Below are 15,864 nucleotides of genomic sequence, written 5' to 3'. Positions count from 1 at the left end.
CCTCGGCGAATTTCACCGCGCGCAACCCGTCCGAGACCGAGAGCTTTTCGAGTTTTTCCTGCACTTTTGCCTTCTTGCGCATCCCGGCCGTGTCGAAGATGCGCATCGGGGTGCCGTCCCAATCGACCTGCAACGAGATGGCGTCGCGGGTGATGCCGGCCTCGGGGCCGGTCAAAAGGCGGTCCTCACCCAGTATCTTGTTGATCAGGGTGGACTTTCCCGCGTTGGGCCGCCCTACAACCGCCACCTGCAAAGGCTTGGCTTGGGTGATCGCGGGCAGTTCACCCGCGTCGTCCGTATCCTCGGGCAGCGCCACGTCGGTTGCCGGGGCGGATGCCTCGGCCCTTTGCGTCATGGCGTCCGCGATCGGCATGAGTTGCGCGTAAAGGTCGGTCATCCCTTCGCCATGCTCGCCCGACAGGCGGATCGGCTCGCCCAGTCCAAGGCCGTAAGCCTCCAGTACGCCGGCATCGGCGGCCGATCCCTCGGCCTTGTTGGCGGCCAGGATCACATGACTGCACCTCTTGCGCAGAATATCGGCAAAAAGCTCGTCCACGGGCGTGACGCCTGCCCGCGCGTCGATCAGGAACAGGCAGACATCGGCCATGTCCACCGCCCGCTCGGTCAGGCGGCGCATCCGGCCCTCGAGACTGTCATCGGTGGCGTCTTCCAGCCCTGCCGTATCGATCACCGTGAACCGCAGATCACCCAGCCGCCCTTCGCCTTCGCGCAAATCGCGCGTCACGCCGGGCTGGTCATCGACCAGTGCCAGACGCTTGCCCACAAGGCGGTTGAACAGGGTGGACTTGCCCACATTGGGGCGCCCCACGATGGCGAGGGTCAGCGACATGTCACTCAACTTTCAAGACTCAGACGCGCCCTATACCGCGTCCGGCGATCAACGGAAAGCGTGCAGTTCGCCCTTGGCCGACACGACATAGAGGGTCTGACCCGCCACGACCGGTGCGGTCGTGGCCCCGCCGGGGATTTCGATCCGGTTGGTCATGGTGCCATCCACCGGGTCATAGAACCGCAGGAAGCCATCGCCCGAGGCCACGATGATCCGGCCCCCGGCCAGGATCGGGCCGTAGTGGGCATAGATCGCGCCGCGCCGACGCGGCTTGTCCTTGACGAAACCCGGCAGGTCGCGCGCCCATATCGTCGTGCCGTCCGAGGCGTTCATGCGGATGAGCTGGTTGCGATCGCTCACCAGAAAGATGCTGTCCGAAACCGGCCAGACCGGTCCCAGCGCCCCTTCGTCCGCCGTCCAGATCCGCTCGCCGGAGTCGGCGCGGAAGGCCACGGTGCGGCCGGAATGGTTGCCGACATAGACGGCATTGCCCAATACGACCGGAGCGCCCGTCACGTCGCCGATCTGGGAGACCGCCCGCCCCTTGCGGCGCCCTGCGACCGAGGCGTTCCAGCGCGCGATGCCGCCTCTCCGAAAGGCGGCGGTGACATCGCCGGACCCGAAGGCGAAGATGACCAGATCCGAAGTCATGGCCGGCGCCGGAGCGCCCAGCACGTTGCCCACGCTCGGGGTCGCGACGATCTGCCAGGCGATACGGCCATCCTTGGTCTGGATCGCCCAGCCGGTATCGTCCCCGGCCACGAGATAGAGCAGCCCGTCGCGGACCGCGGGCGTACCGCTGCCGGTCGCGTTCAGCACCTGCTGCCAGCGGATCGCGCCACTACGCGCATCCAGCGCGGTCAGACGCCCAAAGCCAGAGGACACGTACAGAACCCCGTCCGAATAGGCCATGCCGCCGCCCGTCGCCTGCGCCTCGCTTTCCCCCGGAGGAATCAGATCGGTGCGCCAGGCGACCGCCCCCTGTGGCGTGACCGCCGAAACCGTGGCGGCGGAGTCGAGCGTGTAGATCAGACCGCCCGCCACGACGGGATCGGCGGTGATGCGCTGCCTGCGCCCGTCGCCGCTGCCGATGGATACAGCCCAGATGCGTTGCGGGACTGAACGCAGCGCGGGATTGGTGGTGCGGAAAGCCTGGGTTCCGGGGCCTTGCGCCCACGATGCGTTGGCGGTCTGGGACGGCAGGCGGATGGGTTTTGAGCCTGTCGCCGCCGCGGCCGCGTCGGTGTCCGAGGGCCGGATGTCCTCACGCACGCCCGGCAGGATGGTCTCGGGCGGCTGGCAGGCGGCAAGCGCAATCAGAGCCAGGCTCATCAGTGTCACCCCGGAACGGGAAAAAAAACGTTTTGCCATCTTGTCCTGAACTCGCCTGTCTTTTGCCGTCTCACCGGATCAGAGCCGTTTCCGTGTCAGCTCTGCTGTCCCGGCAGGGGGTCGGGTTCTCCGCCCAAGGCCACGATCAACTGCGTGGCGCGCTGTTGCAGGTCCACCCCCGCCTCGGCGTCCTGACGCAGGGTTTGCAGCCGTGTCAGCGCCGCTTCGGTCTCTCCCTCTGATATGTCGATCAGGGCCAGCTGTTCTTCCGCGAGCAGACGCAGCGGCGCACCGGGCTGCGCCAACGCCTCGAACTGCTGACGCCGATCGGCGGCAGGCAAATCGTCGCCCTGCAACAGCAACGCCTTGAACGCCGCGATCTGGCGATAGATCTCGGCCAGTTCGCCGTTGACCGCAACCTGGTTCAGCCCATCCACCGCCGCTTCGGTCGTGCCGGCCCCGGCCTCGGCCGCGGATGTCAGCATCTGCAGGATCGCTTCGCCACCCGCCGACGGCGCCTCGATTTCCGATAGCCGTGCGGCGCGTTCGGCCGATCCATTTTCCGAAAGCGCGGCAATGATCTCGTCCCCCAGCCGTTCCGCGGCCGCGGTCGCCTGTGCCTTTCGGTACTCGTTGAAGGCCGCCCCGCCAACAATGGCAACCACGGCCAGGGCGCCGATCCAACCCCAGCGTTTGAGCAACAGAAAAAGGCGGTCCCGGCGGACTTCCTCCGTCACCTCGTCGATGAAACTGTCAGTGTCGCTCATCCGGCCCCCCGGGCTTTGTTGCGTGTAACGCGCTTGTCATACCCCGCCCCAACCCGCAAGCCAAGTGTCGCGAACCGCCCAAATGGCAAGACTTGCGCGCCAATCTCAAAAAAAATAAACTGAACTGGTCGGTTTAGTATGGACAAGCCCCAACCCAAGCCCCATCTGTCACGAAGTGCTTAGAATTGATCACGCCGGGACACGTTTGAGAAAGGCACGAGATGCGATTGATTCCGATCCTCACCGCCATACTGGTGACAGCCGTATTGTACCTGCTGGTCTTCGAACGTGATGCCCTGCTGGCCTTTGCGGGTTATGACGCCTCCGCCGAGCAGGCGGAAAGTGCCGAAGACGCGCCCCAGTCCAGCGCCGCCGCGATCGCTCCGGACGCCGTGGGTGTGGTGGCCTTGCGCTCGACCGCGCGCGAGATCGACAGCGCCGTGTTCCTGCGCGGTCAGACCAAGGCGAACCGCCAGGTCGAAGTGCGCGCCGAAACCACATCGACCGTGATCTCCGAACCCAAGCGCAAGGGGGCCTTTGTCGAAACCGGCGATCTGTTGTGCGAACTGGACGCGGGAACGCGCCATGCGAGTCTGGCCGAGGCCATTGCCCGCAAGACCGAGGCCGAAAGCCGCAAACCCGAGGCCGAGGCCAAGCTGGACGAAGCGCGAGCGCGGCTGGCAGAAGCGGAAATCAACTATGTCGCTGCGAACAAGCTCTCGCAGACCGGCTATGCTTCGGAAACCCGCCGGATCGCCGCCGAAGCGGCCATGCGCGCCGCTGAGGCGGGCATCAAGACGGCCGAGGCCGGTCTGGAAACCACCAATGCGGGCATCGAAGCGGCAAGCGCCGCCGTTGCCGCCGCCGAGCGTGAGATCGATCGGCTGACCATCGAAGCGCCCTTCGATGGGCTTCTGGAAAGCGACACCGCTGAACTGGGCAGCCTGATGCAGCCCGGGTCTCTCTGCGCCACCGTGATCCAGCTTGACCCGATCAAGCTGGTGGGTTTCGTGCCGGAAACCGAGGTGAACCGTGTTTCGGTCGGCGCCCTGGCCGGGGCAACCCTGGCGACGGGGCTCGAAGTGCAGGGCCGGGTCACTTTCATCAGCCGGTCGGCGGATGAGACCACCCGCACTTTCGAGGTCGAAATCACCGTTCCCAACCCGGATCTGAAGATCCGCGATGGCCAGACCGCCTCGATCGCGATTTCGGCAGACGGCGCAAAGGCGCATCTGCTGCCACAGTCCGCGCTGACGCTGAACAACGACGGCCAACTGGGCGTCCGGACGGTGACGGCGGAGAATGTCGTGGATTTCGTGCCGGTCCGCCTGCTTCGGGACTCGTCGGATGGCGTCTGGCTGGGCGGGTTGCCTGAAACGGTGGACGTCATCGTCGTCGGACAGGAATTCGTCACCAAGGGCGTCGCCGTCGCGCCGACCTACCGGGAGGCGTCCGAATGATCGGCATCGTCGACTGGGCCGCATCGCGCGCCCGAATGGTCCTGGCCTTCATCGCGATCTCGCTTGTCGTGGGCGGATTCGCCTATGTGAGCCTGCCCAAGGAGGGCGAGCCGGATATCGAAGTGCCTGCGATCTTCGTATCGGTCCAGTTTCCCGGCATCTCGGCGGAAGACAGCGAAAACCTGCTGATCAAGCCGATGGAGACCGAGCTGGCCGATCTCGATGGTCTCAAGAAGATGACTTCGACCGCCGCCGAAAACTATGCGGGCATTGCGCTGGAGTTCGAGTTTGGCTGGGACAAGACCGCCGTAACCGCCGATGTGCGCGATGCGATGAACGCGGCGCAGGCGAAATTTCCTGACGGCGCCGAACAGTACACGCTCACCGAGTTCAATTTCTCGGAATTTCCGATCGTCATCGTCAACCTGACCGGCGCGGTGCCGGAGCGGACCATGGCGCGGATCGCGAAGGATCTGCAGGACGATCTGGAGGCGCTGGATGCGGTGCTGGAGGCCGGGATCGCCGGCAACCGCGACGAATTGCTGGAGGTCGTGATCGACCCGCTGCGGCTGGAAGCCTACAACGTCACCGCCGCCGAGCTGATCAACGTGGTGCAGAACAACAACCAGCTGATCGCGGCGGGCGAGGTCGAGACCGAGCAGGGCACGTTTTCGGTCAAGATCCCCTCCTCGTTCAAGACCGCCAGAGACGTGTACGGGCTGCCGATCAAGGTCAATGGCGACCGGGTCGTGACCTTGGGCGAACTGGCCGAGATCAACTATACCTTCGAAGACCGCAAGGGCACCGCCCGTTTCGACGGCGAATCGACCGTCGCGCTGCAGGTGGTCAAGCGCAAGGGATTCAACCTGATCGACACCGTCGCGCTGGTCAAGGAAACGGTGGCCAAGGCACAGGACAAATGGCCCGACGAACTCAAGGCGGCCGTGCAAGTCGGCACCTCCAACGACCAGAGCCGCGTCGTCGGCTCGATGGTCAGCCAGCTGGAAGGGTCGGTCCTGACCGCCATCGCACTGGTCATGATCGTGGTGCTGGCATCGCTCGGCTCGCGCGCGGCGCTGCTGGTGGGCTTTGCGATCCCCACGTCGTTCCTGCTGTGCTTCGCATTCCTGGCGCTGATGGGCGTCAGCATCTCCAACATCGTGATGTTCGGTCTGATCCTTGCCGTGGGGATGCTGGTGGATGGCGCCATCGTGGTGGTGGAATATGCCGACAAGCGTATCAAGGAAGGCGTCGGACCGATGCACGCCTATGTCGAGGCGGCGCAACGGATGTTCTGGCCCATCGTGTCATCCACCGCGACCACGCTCTGCGCCTTTTTGCCCATGCTGTTCTGGCCCGGCATTCCGGGTGAATTCATGGGCATGTTGCCGGTCACGCTGATCTTCGTGCTGTCGGCCTCGCTGGTCGTCGCCTTGATCTATCTGCCGGTGATGGGCGGTGTCTCGGGCCGTCTGAGCCGGGTTTTCGACCGCATCTCCAACTGGCTGCGCGCACGGACCCCTTGGCTGGTGCGCGCCGCGCTCGTGCCGCCGTCGCTGTACCTGATCTTCCTGGGCGCGATGCAGGTTCTGAACCCGCACTACCTCTTGCCCGAAGGTGCCCCGGGCGGCACGATGTTCGGGGTATTCGTGTTCCTGTTCGGTGCCTTTGCCGGATCGGTCACGTTGGGCGCGGCGCGCATCGAGCGCACCGAGGATCACGTCCATTCCGCCAAGGAGCACACGCCGTTCGGCCATGTGATCAAGTTCATCGCCGGCAACCCGATCATGCCGATCGTGTCGATTGCAGTTGTCGCCTTTGCCGTCGTCATGGTCATCAGCACCTATGCCGAGAACAACCGCGGGGTCGAGTTCTTCGTGGACAGCGAACCGGAACAGGCGACCGCCTATGTCCGGGCGCGGGGCAACCTGTCCCTGTCCGAAAAGGACGCGATGGTGCGCGCCACGGAAGAGGTGATCGCATCGCACCCGGCCATCACCAATGTCTTCGCCTTCGCCGGCGAGGGCGGGCTCAACCAGAACACCGGCGGCTCTCAGGCCCCGGCGGACACGGTCGGGCGCGTCCAGTTCGAGATAATTCCGTGGGAGGACCGGCCCAAAGTGCAGGAACCCATCGCGGGCGGACGATTCTCGCGCGAGGTGGTCGCGCCGGACTATGACGGCGACAATGTCGTGGATCAGCTCAACGCCGAACTGGCGAAGCTGCCCGGTTTCGAGGTGGAAATCGAGGTTCTGGGGCGCGGCCCGGCCTCGGCCAAACCCGTGCATCTGCGCATCAAGGGGGACGACTGGGGCGATCTGACGGCTGCGACCGAGTTGGCGCGGGCCAGGTTCGAAGACACGCCCGGCCTGATCCGGATCGAGGACAACCTGCCCCTGCCCGGCATCGACTGGCAGATCGACGTGGACGTGGCCAAGGCCGGCCGGTTCGGCGCCGATGTGGCGACCGTGGGCGCGATGGTGCAGCTGGTGACGCGCGGCATCCTGCTGGGCGAGATGCGGCCCGAAAGCAATGACGAGGAAATCGAGATCCGCGTACGCCTGCCCGAGGAGGACCGGGTTCTGTCCACGCTCGACACGCTCAAGGTCCGAACCTCGGACGGGCTGGTGCCACTGTCGAATTTCGTCACGCGCCAGCCGGTCAAGAAGCTGGCACAGATCAACCGCGTCGATCAGGAGCGGTACTATGACGTCAAGGCGGACGTGGAGAGCGGTTTGACCAAGATCTTCGGCACCGACGAAGACGGTTCGAGCCGGACGCTTGCCATCGTGCGCGAAGTGGCGGAAGGGGCCGCCCCCCAAGGCGCCACGGTTGAGCGTGCGGACGGCAAGCGCTATGAGCTGGTCGAACTCGTTGGTGCAGCGACACTGGACTCCGTCAACAGCGCCGTGTCGTCGGGACAGGCGCAGTTCGCGCCGATCAATCCGAACGAACGCATCGCCGAACTGACCAGGTGGCTGGACACCAACCCCTTCCCCAACTCCCTCAGCTGGGAATGGACGGGCGATCAGGAAGATCAGGCCGAAAGCCAGGAGTTTCTGTCCAAGGCGTTTCTGGCCGCCTTGGGGCTGATGTTCGTGATCCTGCTGGCGCAGTTCAATTCGTTCTACAATTCCGTTCTGGTGCTGCTGGCCGTGGTTCTGTCCACCACCGGCGTGCTGATCGGGATGATGGTGATGAACCAGCCCTTCTCGATCATCATGACCGGGACGGGTATCGTGGCGCTGGCGGGGATCGTGGTGAACAACAATATCGTGCTGATCGACACCTATCAGGAATACAGCCGCTACATGCCCCGGATCGAGGCCATCGTGCGTACTGCCGAGGCGCGCATCCGCCCGGTGCTGCTCACCACGTTGACCACGATGGCGGGCCTTACGCCGATGATGTTCGGCCTGTCGCTCGATTTCATCAACGGCGGCTATTCCATCGACAGCCCCACCGCATTGTGGTGGAAGCAATTGGCGACGGCGGTGGTCTTTGGCCTGGGCATCGCCACGGTGCTGACCCTGATCGTCACGCCGTCGTTCCTGGCGCTTCGGGTCTGGTTCTCGACCTACGCGATCTGGTTGGGTCGGGTGCTGGCCCGCCTGACCGCCGGCCGATCCAGCCGCATCGCGCGGGACATGGCCCTGGGCCGCGCGGCGCGGCAGATGCAGGCAACCGAGATCATTTGGGATTGGGGCGTTCAGAAACCCGAGCCGGTGCCGCCGTCAAAGGACCACGCAGACCTGAACGATCCATCGCCTTCGACCCCGCTCAAGGCTGCGGAATAACGGCTTGTCGCGCGGCCGTTCGGCAGCGGCATGAAGTGATCGGGCCGTTCGGCAGGCAGAGGCTCAGGCGGCCTCTGCATCCGCCTGTTGCCGACGCCAGAGCTGGGAATAGCGGCCGCCACGCGCCAGAAGCTCGTCATGCCGGCCCTGCTCGACGATCTCGCCGCTTTCCAGCACCACGATCTGATCCGCCTCGGCAATGGTGCTGAGCCGGTGCGCGATGGTGATCACCGTCCGCCCCTCGGCGGCGCGGGCCAGCGCGCCCTTGATCTCCTGTTCGGTCTCGGTGTCGAGCGCCGAGGTCGCTTCGTCCAGCAGCAAGATCGGCGGGTTCTTGAGCAAGGTCCGGGCAATGCCGACCCTCTGTTTCTCGCCGCCCGAGAGCTTCAGGCCGCGTTCGCCCACCCGTGTTTCATACCCCTCCGGCAGCGAGGCGATGAAGTCGTGGATCTGCGCGGCACGGGCGGCCGATTCGACCTCGGCCTGGCTTGCACCCTCGCGACCATAGGCGATGTTGTAGCGGATGGTGTCGTTGAACAGCACCGTATCCTGCGGCACCACCCCGATGGCGGCGTGCAGGCTGGCTTGCGTCACGTCCCGCACGTCCTGCCCGTCGATCCTGAGCGCACCGCCGGTCACGTCGTAGAACCGGAACAGCAAGCGCCCGATGGTGGACTTGCCCGATCCGGTCGCCCCGACGATGGCCACGGTCTGACCGGCCGGCACCGTCAGCGACACCCCCTTGAGGATTTCCCGGTCCGGTTCATATCCAAAATGCACGTCCTCCAGCGTGACCTCGCCCCCATTCACCTTCAACGCCGCGGCGCCGGGCTTGTCGGTCACTTCCGAGGGCTGTTCCAGCAGATCGAACATCTGCCCCATGTCCACCAGAGCCTGCCGGATTTCGCGATAGACCGTGCCAAGAAAGTTCAACGGCACGGTGATCTGGATCATGTAGGCATTGACCATGACGAAATCGCCGACCGTCAGCGTGCCTTGCTGCACACCGAACGCCGCCAGGACCATCACGCCGATCAGGCCGCAGGTGATCAGGAAAGACTGGCCGAAGTTCAGAAAGGCCAGCGAATACGCAGTTTTCAACGCGGCCTGCGCGTAGGCTTTCATCGATGTGTCATACCGATGAGCTTCGCGCTCTTCGGCGTTGAAATACTTGACGGTTTCGAAATTCAGCAAGCTGTCGATGGCGCGTTGGTTGGCCTCGGTATCCTGGTCGTTCATCTCGCGGCGCAGCTTTACCCGCCATTCGGTCACGGTGAAGGTGAACCAGATGTAAAGCACGATGGTCACGGCGACGACCACCAGATACCAGATGTCGAACAGCCACATCAGGACGATGGCGACCAGCGCCAGCTCAAGGATCAACGGCCCGATCGAAAACAGCAGAAAGCGCAGCAGGAATTCTACGCCCTTCACGCCGCGTTCGATGATCCGGCTCAATCCGCCGGTGCGGCGGGTGATGTGATAGCGCATCGACAACGCGTGAATGTGCCGAAAGGTCTCCAGCGCCAGCGCCCGCAGCGCCCGTTGCCCCACCGGGGCGAACAGCGCATCGCGCAATTGCTGAAACCCCACGGTCAACATCCGCGCCACGCCATAGGCCACCGTCAGGCCCACCGCCCCCAGCGCTAGCGGCGGAACGCCCTCGTTCGCCAGGCTGTCCACGGCCCCCTTGTAGAGGATCGGCGTGTAAACGGCGATCAGCTTGGCCAGCACCAGCATCGCCATCGCCAGCACCACCCGCTTTTTCACCCAGCTCTCATCGTGGGGCCAAAGATACGGCGCCACCTTGCGGATGGTGCGCCAGCCCGACCGCCGCTCGTGCTCGGCTGGCATGTCGCTGGAATGCAAAGGGGTCAATCGTCTCATCACGTACCTTGTCTGCGGTCGCAGATAACCCTGGACCGGCGAAAGGCCAGTGGTACCGCGTCACTCGGGTATGGTAAAGACCTGCCCCGGATAGATCAGGTCGGGGTCGCGGATGGAGTCCTTGTTGGCCTCGAACACCTTCACGTACAGGATGCCGTCGCCGTAGCGTTCGCGCGAGATGGCCCACAGCGTGTCGCCCCGCTGAACCGTGACCGCCCGGATCGCCGGTGCCGATGTGGGCAGGCCGGCTGCGGCCACCGGTTCCGACGTGACTGCCGCAGGCGCTTCCGGATCCGCTGCGGACGCCGTTTCCCGCGCAGCGTCCGACGCGGTCGCTGGCGCGGGTTCGGATGCGGGTTGGGATTGGGGCTCGGTCGGTTGCGGCTTTGGCACGGCCGCCTGCAGCACCTCGATCGCCTCTCGCTTGAACGGAGTCTCAAGGCGGCTGACGACGGTTCCGGTGGCATCAACCTCGTCCAGCCGCAACGTGTAGATTCCCGGCTCGATCCCCTCGATCTCGCCCCGCCACCGTCCTTGATCGCCGGCTTCGAGATCCGCGATCAGCCGGTTGTCGAGGTAGAGCCGGATGATCGACCCCGCCCCGGAACGCCCGGACAGTTGGACATCGCCCGCCTCGGAATAACCGATGGTGTCGAGCGCGACCTGCCCTTTCGGTAGGTCCGCCTGCTTGGCCGTCGGCTGGACCAGTTCCACGCCTTCTTCACCGGATCGCAGAACCGCGACCTGATCGCCTGGTTCGCTCACCGTGTCTTGGGCGGGTGCGACCTGCGGTGCATCCGAGGTTGCAACGGAAGCCGCGTCTTCGGCGGCTGGTTCCGCGACCTCATCGGTTTCCGACAAGCCCGCCACATCGGCAGGTTCGGCAGGCTGGTCGGATCCCACGGTTTCGCCCCCGTTTTCCGGGGCCTGCGCCACGTCGGTTTCGCTTCCTCCGCCGCTGCCCGCGGGCGCTCCGGCATTGTCCGTCTGCTCTGCCTCCTCCGGCGCGGTTTCGGCATCCGCCGACGCGGTATCCGCGGCTGGGACTTCCGGCTCGGGCCCAGCTTCCCCGACCTTCTGGGGTTCCGGTTCGGGAATGGCCGCAATCAGATAATCGTCCGAACGTGCGTTTTGGTCATCTGACCGAGCCTCCAGAACCAGGCCACGCGCCGCATCGCTGAAGGGCACGGTCACGAACTCGGCGAATTTTCCGGTACCATCGACCTCGAAGGCATGGATTTCCGCACCATCCAACAGAACGGTCACGCGGCTGCCCGGCTCGGCGCTGCCCGAAAGGAGCGATGTTCCGTCCCGCTCGACATAGATCTGGTCGAGTGTCGGGGCGGCAAGGCCCGTCTGGGCCGTCTGTTCCTTTTCCTCCTGTTCCGCCGCGCCGTCCGCATCGGCAGTCTCTCCCTCACCTGCGGCCTGGTCCTGTGTCTCGGTGGAGTCCGGAGCCGCCGCGACGACCTGTTCGGTCGCTGACTCGGGCGCAGCCGCCTGTTCGACGGCCTGCGGTGCCGGTTCAGGTTCGCCTTGGAAGATGCCGAAATAGTACAGAAGTCCAGCCCCGATCAGGGCAGCCCCGCCTGCGAGCAGCCCCCAAGTGACTCCCCCGCGTCCAGAATTGGCAGACATCTCTCTCCTTTCAGTCCGTGGCTCGCGTCCATCCCCATGTTCGCTCTCGCGCCACGCAGTTGAGCCAATCTATCAATCTCGCTATCACGGGTCAAAACTTCTGACACAAGCCCGGAAAGGCCCTCATATGTTCCAGAAATCCGTCTGTGTGTATTGCGGGTCACGCAATGGCGCAAACCCAGCCTATTGCGATGCCGCCAAGGAATTCGGCGGCTTGCTGGCAAGGGAAGGCTGGAGATTGGTCTACGGCGCCGGCGATGTGGGCCTGATGGGCGAGGTCGCGCGCGCCGCGCAGGCGGCGGGCGGCGAGACGTTCGGCGTGATCCCGGTGCATCTGGTCCGCCGCGAGGTCGGCAAGACCGACCTGACCCATTACGTGATCACCGAGACCATGCACGAGCGCAAGAAGGTCATGATCATGAATGCCGATGCGGTGGTGGTGCTGCCCGGCGGCCCGGGGTCGCTGGACGAGCTGTTCGAGGCGCTGACCTGGAGGCAGTTGGGTCTGCATGACAAACCGATCCTGGTGCTGAACGTGGACGGGTACTGGGACAGGCTGCGGTCGCTTCTGGACCAGGTGATCGATCAGGGCTTTGCCGACCCGTCGCTGGCCGGGTTCCTGATCTGGGCCGACACACCGAGCGCCGCGATGGACGCCCTGCGCCGCGAGCTTTCACGATAGGCAGGTCAGTTCACTCGGCCACGGCACGTGGCAAGCCTGTACCTTCGGCCTCGACCTCGCGGAACAACCAGTCGCGAAACTCGCGGATCATCGGGTCGCCGGCGCGCGCCTCGGGATAGGCCACAGAATAGATCACGGTCGGTATCGTCACTTGGTTGAACAGCCGTACCAGCCGGCCCGAAGCCAGGGTACCCCGCACCATCGCGTCATAGGCCAGACTCACTCCCTGACCCCGTTCGGCCGCGGTGGTCGCCAGTTCGCAATTGGGAAACACTGGCCCACGCGGCATCTCGGGTGGCGGCAAACCGGCGGCAGCGAACCATTCAATCCAAGCATCGCCAGTCTCGTCATGCATCAGCGGCACCCGCAGCAGGTCTTCGGGCGCCGCGATGGCGGCTCGCGCACGCAAATCCGGCGCGATCACCGGATAGCGGTGCGAGCGCATCAGCGGTTCGGTGCGGATGCCGGGCACGGGGTCGTCGGACCACTGGATCACCAGATCACTGTCATTGATGGCAAAATCGGTTGATGGTGCGCCGGTGGAGACCCGCAACCGAACCCTGTCGCCAAAGCTCAACCGGTCCAGCCGGGGCACCAGCCAGCGCGCGGCGAAACCCGGCGTGCACAAGACTCTGAACGGGCGCTGCCCGGCATCCCGAACCGTCCGCGTGGTTTCGTCGAAGGCATCCAGCAACCCGGTCAGCTTGCCGGCATAGCTGCGCCCGGTCAGCGTGAGCGTCACTCGGTTGCCATCACGTTCGAACAGCGCCGTGTCCAGATAGGCTTCTAGCGCCCGGATCTGGTGGCTGATCGCCGAAGGCGAAAGGCACAACTCCTCGGCCGCACGCTTGAAGCTGCCGTGCCGTGCTGCGGCCTCGAAGGCCCGGACGGCGGAGAATGGAGGAAACTTGCGCGCCATGCCAGGTGAATTTCCTTCAACCGCAGATGAATAATGACCTTTTGCACCGAACTCGTGGCAATCCTAGCATCATTTCCACTACTTCCCAAATCCGGCGGAGACTGTCATGCCGACCCCATTGCGTGCAAGTCCCTGGCTGGCCTGTACACTTCTCGCAGTGTTGCTGGCGCTGGCACCCGTGCCAGGCTTGGGAAGCCCGTCCGACCCCCTCGCCTGGCGAAAGGCAAACAGTCTGCCAGCACTGGTCGAGAGCTTGGAGGCCTGGCTCGACGCCCACGCTCCCTGGCCACGAAAACCCGACCGTCCGGCCCTGCTCTGGATCGGCCGTGAACAGGCCTTCGCGCTTGCAGGTTCGCAATTCTCGGCGCATGGCGGCAATCCGCGCGGACTGTACGATCCTCGGACCCAGACCATCTATCTGATGCGTCCGTGGTCACCGACTGACCCGCGCGACGTGAGCGTATTGCTGCACGAACTTGTGCACCACCGCCAACATGGCGCGCAGCACTGGGTCTGCCCTGGCGCTCAGGAATTGTCCGCTTACCGCCTTCAGAGGGATTGGCTTGTCCGGTTCGGGCTTGAACCGGAGGTCAACTGGATCGCCGTCGTGCTCGAGGCCGGCTGCACCCCGCGCGACTTCCATCCCGACTGAGCAGCGCTGGGCGCGTGCGGCCGGTAAGGCAAGCCTTCCTCGGGAACCGTTTGCGGAATAGAGTTCCGGCGCTGGTTGGGTCCGCGCGGCAAGCCGTTCGTAGTCCTGACTGGCGACGGCGACTGTGACCGGCTGCGCGATCCTTTGACCAAATCGCGTTCAGGGCTTTGCCGACCCGTCGCTGGCCGGATTCCTGATCTGGGCCGACACGCCGAGCGCCGCGATGGACGCCCTGCGCGCCGCTCTGTCCTGAGCCAGCGCCGCGACGGAAAAGACCGCGACGGCGGACCAGATCAGCGCAAAGGCGATCTGGTGGGACAGGTTGAAAGGTTCCCCGAAGGCGAGGACCGCGCACAGAAACTGCAGCGTGGGGTTGATGTACTGCAGGACGCCGACGGTGGACAGCCGCACCCTGCGCGCAGCAAAGCTGAACAGGATCAGGGGGACCGCCGTCATCGGGCCGGACAGGACGAGCAGCAGGCTGATCTGCCACCCTTGTCCGAAATGTCCCTGCCCGACGCCATGATACCACGCCAGAATGGCCAGCCAGATCGGCATGAAAATCAGGATCTCGCAGGTCACGGACACGACGGGGCCGAGCGGCAGGCTCTTCTTCAGAGCGCCATAGATGGCAAAGGTGACGGCCAGTATCAGCGCGATCCAGGGCGGCACTCCGGACCCCAGCGTCAGGACGACGACCGCGACCCCGGCCAGCGCCACAGCACCCCATTGCGCCGGGCCGAGTCGTTCGGAAAACCACGCCCAACCGATCAGAACGGTCGCGAGCGGAAACAGGTAATAGCCCAGCGAGGCCTCGGTCGCCCGCCCGATCTGGATCGACGTGATGAACAGGAACCAGTTGATCGAGATCATCAGGCCCGAGAGTGCGATCAGCGCAAGCCGCCTGCGCCCTGCGAGCGCGCCCTGCAGCTCTCCCAAGCGCCCTTGCGCGGCAAGAACGGCACCGAACAGGATGACGGACCAAAGCGTCCGGTGCGACAGCACCTCGAGCGGCGGCACCTCGGAGAGCATCTTGTAGAACAGCGGCGACAGGCCCCAGATCACACAGGCCGCGACCATGGCCGTGATGCCTTTCAGGGCGTCCGTCATTCCCGTTTTCCTGAGTTTGCTTTCACCTCTCATGCTGATGCCCGCGACCCGACCGGAAGGCAAGCGGGGAGGATCGCCGCGCAAACAAAAACCCCGCGCCGGCAAGCGCGGGGTTCGCATCCGATTGTCGGTCGGGCGTCACATCCGCGAGGCGACGTTTTCCCAGTTCACCAGGTTGTTCAGGAAGTTGTCCAGGTACGCGGGGCGCTTGTTGCGGAAGTCGATGTAATAGGAATGCTCCCACACGTCGCAGCCCAGCAGCGCAGTCTGGCCGAAGCACAGCGGGTTCACGCCGTTTTCGGTCTTGGTCACGGCCAGCGAACCGTCAGCGTTCTTGACCAGCCACGCCCAGCCCGAGCCGAACTGACCGGCGCCGGCAGCGGCGAACTGCGACTTGAACTCGCCGACCGAGCCGAAGCTTTCAACCAACGCCTTTTCCAGCTCGCCCGGCATCTTCGACTCGCCCGGACCCATCATTTCCCAGAACTGGTTGTGGTTCCAAAGCTGGCTGATGTTGTTGAAGATGCCGTTCTGTGCGACGGCCGACTTGTCATAGGTGCCAACGATGATCTCTTCCAGCGACTTGCCATCCCACTCGGTCCCGGCGATCAGCTTGTTGCCGTTGTCGACATAGGCCTTGTGGTGCAGATCGTGGTGATATTCCAGCGTTTCCTTCGACATCCCCTTGGATGCCAGCGCGTCATGTGCATAAGGAAGATCAGGAAGTTCAAAAGCCATCTTGGCCCCCTGTTGAAATGAATGTTGCGGTT

General features: G+C 64.6%; 12 protein-coding genes. 4 read left to right on the top strand and 8 right to left on the bottom strand.

Annotated elements, in window-relative coordinates; genetic code table 11:
* From der to AC2FNJ_RS17495, 3 genes are all read right to left on the bottom strand, one after another.
* Positions 1 to 850 (bottom strand): ribosome biogenesis GTPase Der (gene der / locus AC2FNJ_RS17505; protein ID WP_496766015.1); only part of this gene is annotated, 850 nt, incomplete at its 3' end.
* 48 nt (positions 851 to 898) lie between these two features.
* Positions 899 to 2,182, bottom strand: a complete 1,284-nt coding sequence (locus AC2FNJ_RS17500; RefSeq protein ID WP_496766013.1) for a PQQ-like beta-propeller repeat protein — start codon at positions 2,180 to 2,182, stop codon at positions 899 to 901.
* A gap of 95 nt (positions 2,183 to 2,277) precedes the next feature.
* The gene (locus tag AC2FNJ_RS17495; RefSeq protein ID WP_496766012.1) at positions 2,278 to 2,949 is read right to left on the bottom strand and encodes a hypothetical protein; all 672 of its coding nucleotides are present in this window, start codon (positions 2,947 to 2,949) and stop codon (positions 2,278 to 2,280) included.
* A gap of 221 nt (positions 2,950 to 3,170) precedes the next feature.
* Between AC2FNJ_RS17495 and AC2FNJ_RS17490 the strand changes: the two genes are divergently transcribed.
* Both AC2FNJ_RS17490 and AC2FNJ_RS17485 read left to right on the top strand, forming a co-directional pair.
* Entirely contained in the window at positions 3,171 to 4,409 is a 1,239-nt protein-coding gene (locus AC2FNJ_RS17490; protein ID WP_496766010.1) for an efflux RND transporter periplasmic adaptor subunit, read from the top strand.
* The gene (locus AC2FNJ_RS17485) at positions 4,406 to 8,206 is read left to right on the top strand and encodes an efflux RND transporter permease subunit (RefSeq protein ID WP_496766008.1); all 3,801 of its coding nucleotides are present in this window, start codon (positions 4,406 to 4,408) and stop codon (positions 8,204 to 8,206) included. Before AC2FNJ_RS17490 ends, AC2FNJ_RS17485 begins: the two co-directional genes overlap by 4 nt.
* Positions 8,207 to 8,269: 63 nt before the next feature.
* On the opposite strand, the gene AC2FNJ_RS17480 is transcribed toward AC2FNJ_RS17485, so the two are convergent.
* Positions 8,270 to 10,060 (bottom strand): ABCB family ABC transporter ATP-binding protein/permease, encoded by a 1,791-nt coding sequence (locus AC2FNJ_RS17480; protein ID WP_496766016.1) that lies wholly within the window; start codon positions 10,058 to 10,060, stop codon positions 8,270 to 8,272.
* Between the two features lie 93 nt (positions 10,061 to 10,153).
* Positions 10,154 to 11,731, bottom strand: a complete 1,578-nt coding sequence (locus AC2FNJ_RS17475) for a LysM peptidoglycan-binding domain-containing protein (RefSeq protein WP_496766007.1) — start codon at positions 11,729 to 11,731, stop codon at positions 10,154 to 10,156.
* Positions 11,732 to 11,858: 127 nt separating this feature from the next.
* Between AC2FNJ_RS17475 and AC2FNJ_RS17470 the strand changes: the two genes are divergently transcribed.
* Positions 11,859 to 12,413 carry an LOG family protein gene (locus AC2FNJ_RS17470; RefSeq protein WP_496766005.1) on the top strand — a complete coding sequence of 185 codons (555 nt, stop codon included), beginning with the start codon at positions 11,859 to 11,861 and terminating at the stop codon, positions 12,411 to 12,413.
* A gap of 10 nt (positions 12,414 to 12,423) precedes the next feature.
* Here the strand turns inward: AC2FNJ_RS17470 and AC2FNJ_RS17465 are convergent, their stop codons facing one another.
* Complete coding sequence (locus AC2FNJ_RS17465) at positions 12,424 to 13,332, bottom strand: LysR substrate-binding domain-containing protein (RefSeq protein WP_496766003.1); 909 nt, start codon at positions 13,330 to 13,332, stop codon at positions 12,424 to 12,426.
* 106 nt (positions 13,333 to 13,438) lie between these two features.
* On the opposite strand from AC2FNJ_RS17465, the gene AC2FNJ_RS17460 reads away from it, so the two are divergent.
* On the top strand, positions 13,439 to 13,984 hold the full coding sequence (locus AC2FNJ_RS17460; RefSeq protein ID WP_496766001.1) for a DUF6647 family protein: 546 nt from the start codon (positions 13,439 to 13,441) through the stop codon (positions 13,982 to 13,984).
* A 159-nt stretch (positions 13,985 to 14,143) separates the two neighbouring features.
* Here the strand turns inward: AC2FNJ_RS17460 and rarD are convergent, their stop codons facing one another.
* Positions 14,144 to 15,094, bottom strand: a complete 951-nt coding sequence (gene rarD, locus AC2FNJ_RS17455) for an EamA family transporter RarD (protein WP_496766000.1) — start codon at positions 15,092 to 15,094, stop codon at positions 14,144 to 14,146.
* A gap of 138 nt (positions 15,095 to 15,232) precedes the next feature.
* Positions 15,233 to 15,832, bottom strand: coding sequence for a superoxide dismutase (locus AC2FNJ_RS17450; RefSeq protein WP_496765998.1), 600 nt, complete (start codon positions 15,830 to 15,832; stop codon positions 15,233 to 15,235).
* Between the last annotated feature and the right edge of the window lie 32 nt (positions 15,833 to 15,864).

This window comes from Ruegeria sp. BHSB196 (genome assembly GCF_059613135.1).
Note: the sequence above shows the minus strand (reverse complement) of the source record. Positions and strands in the feature narration are given on the sequence as shown.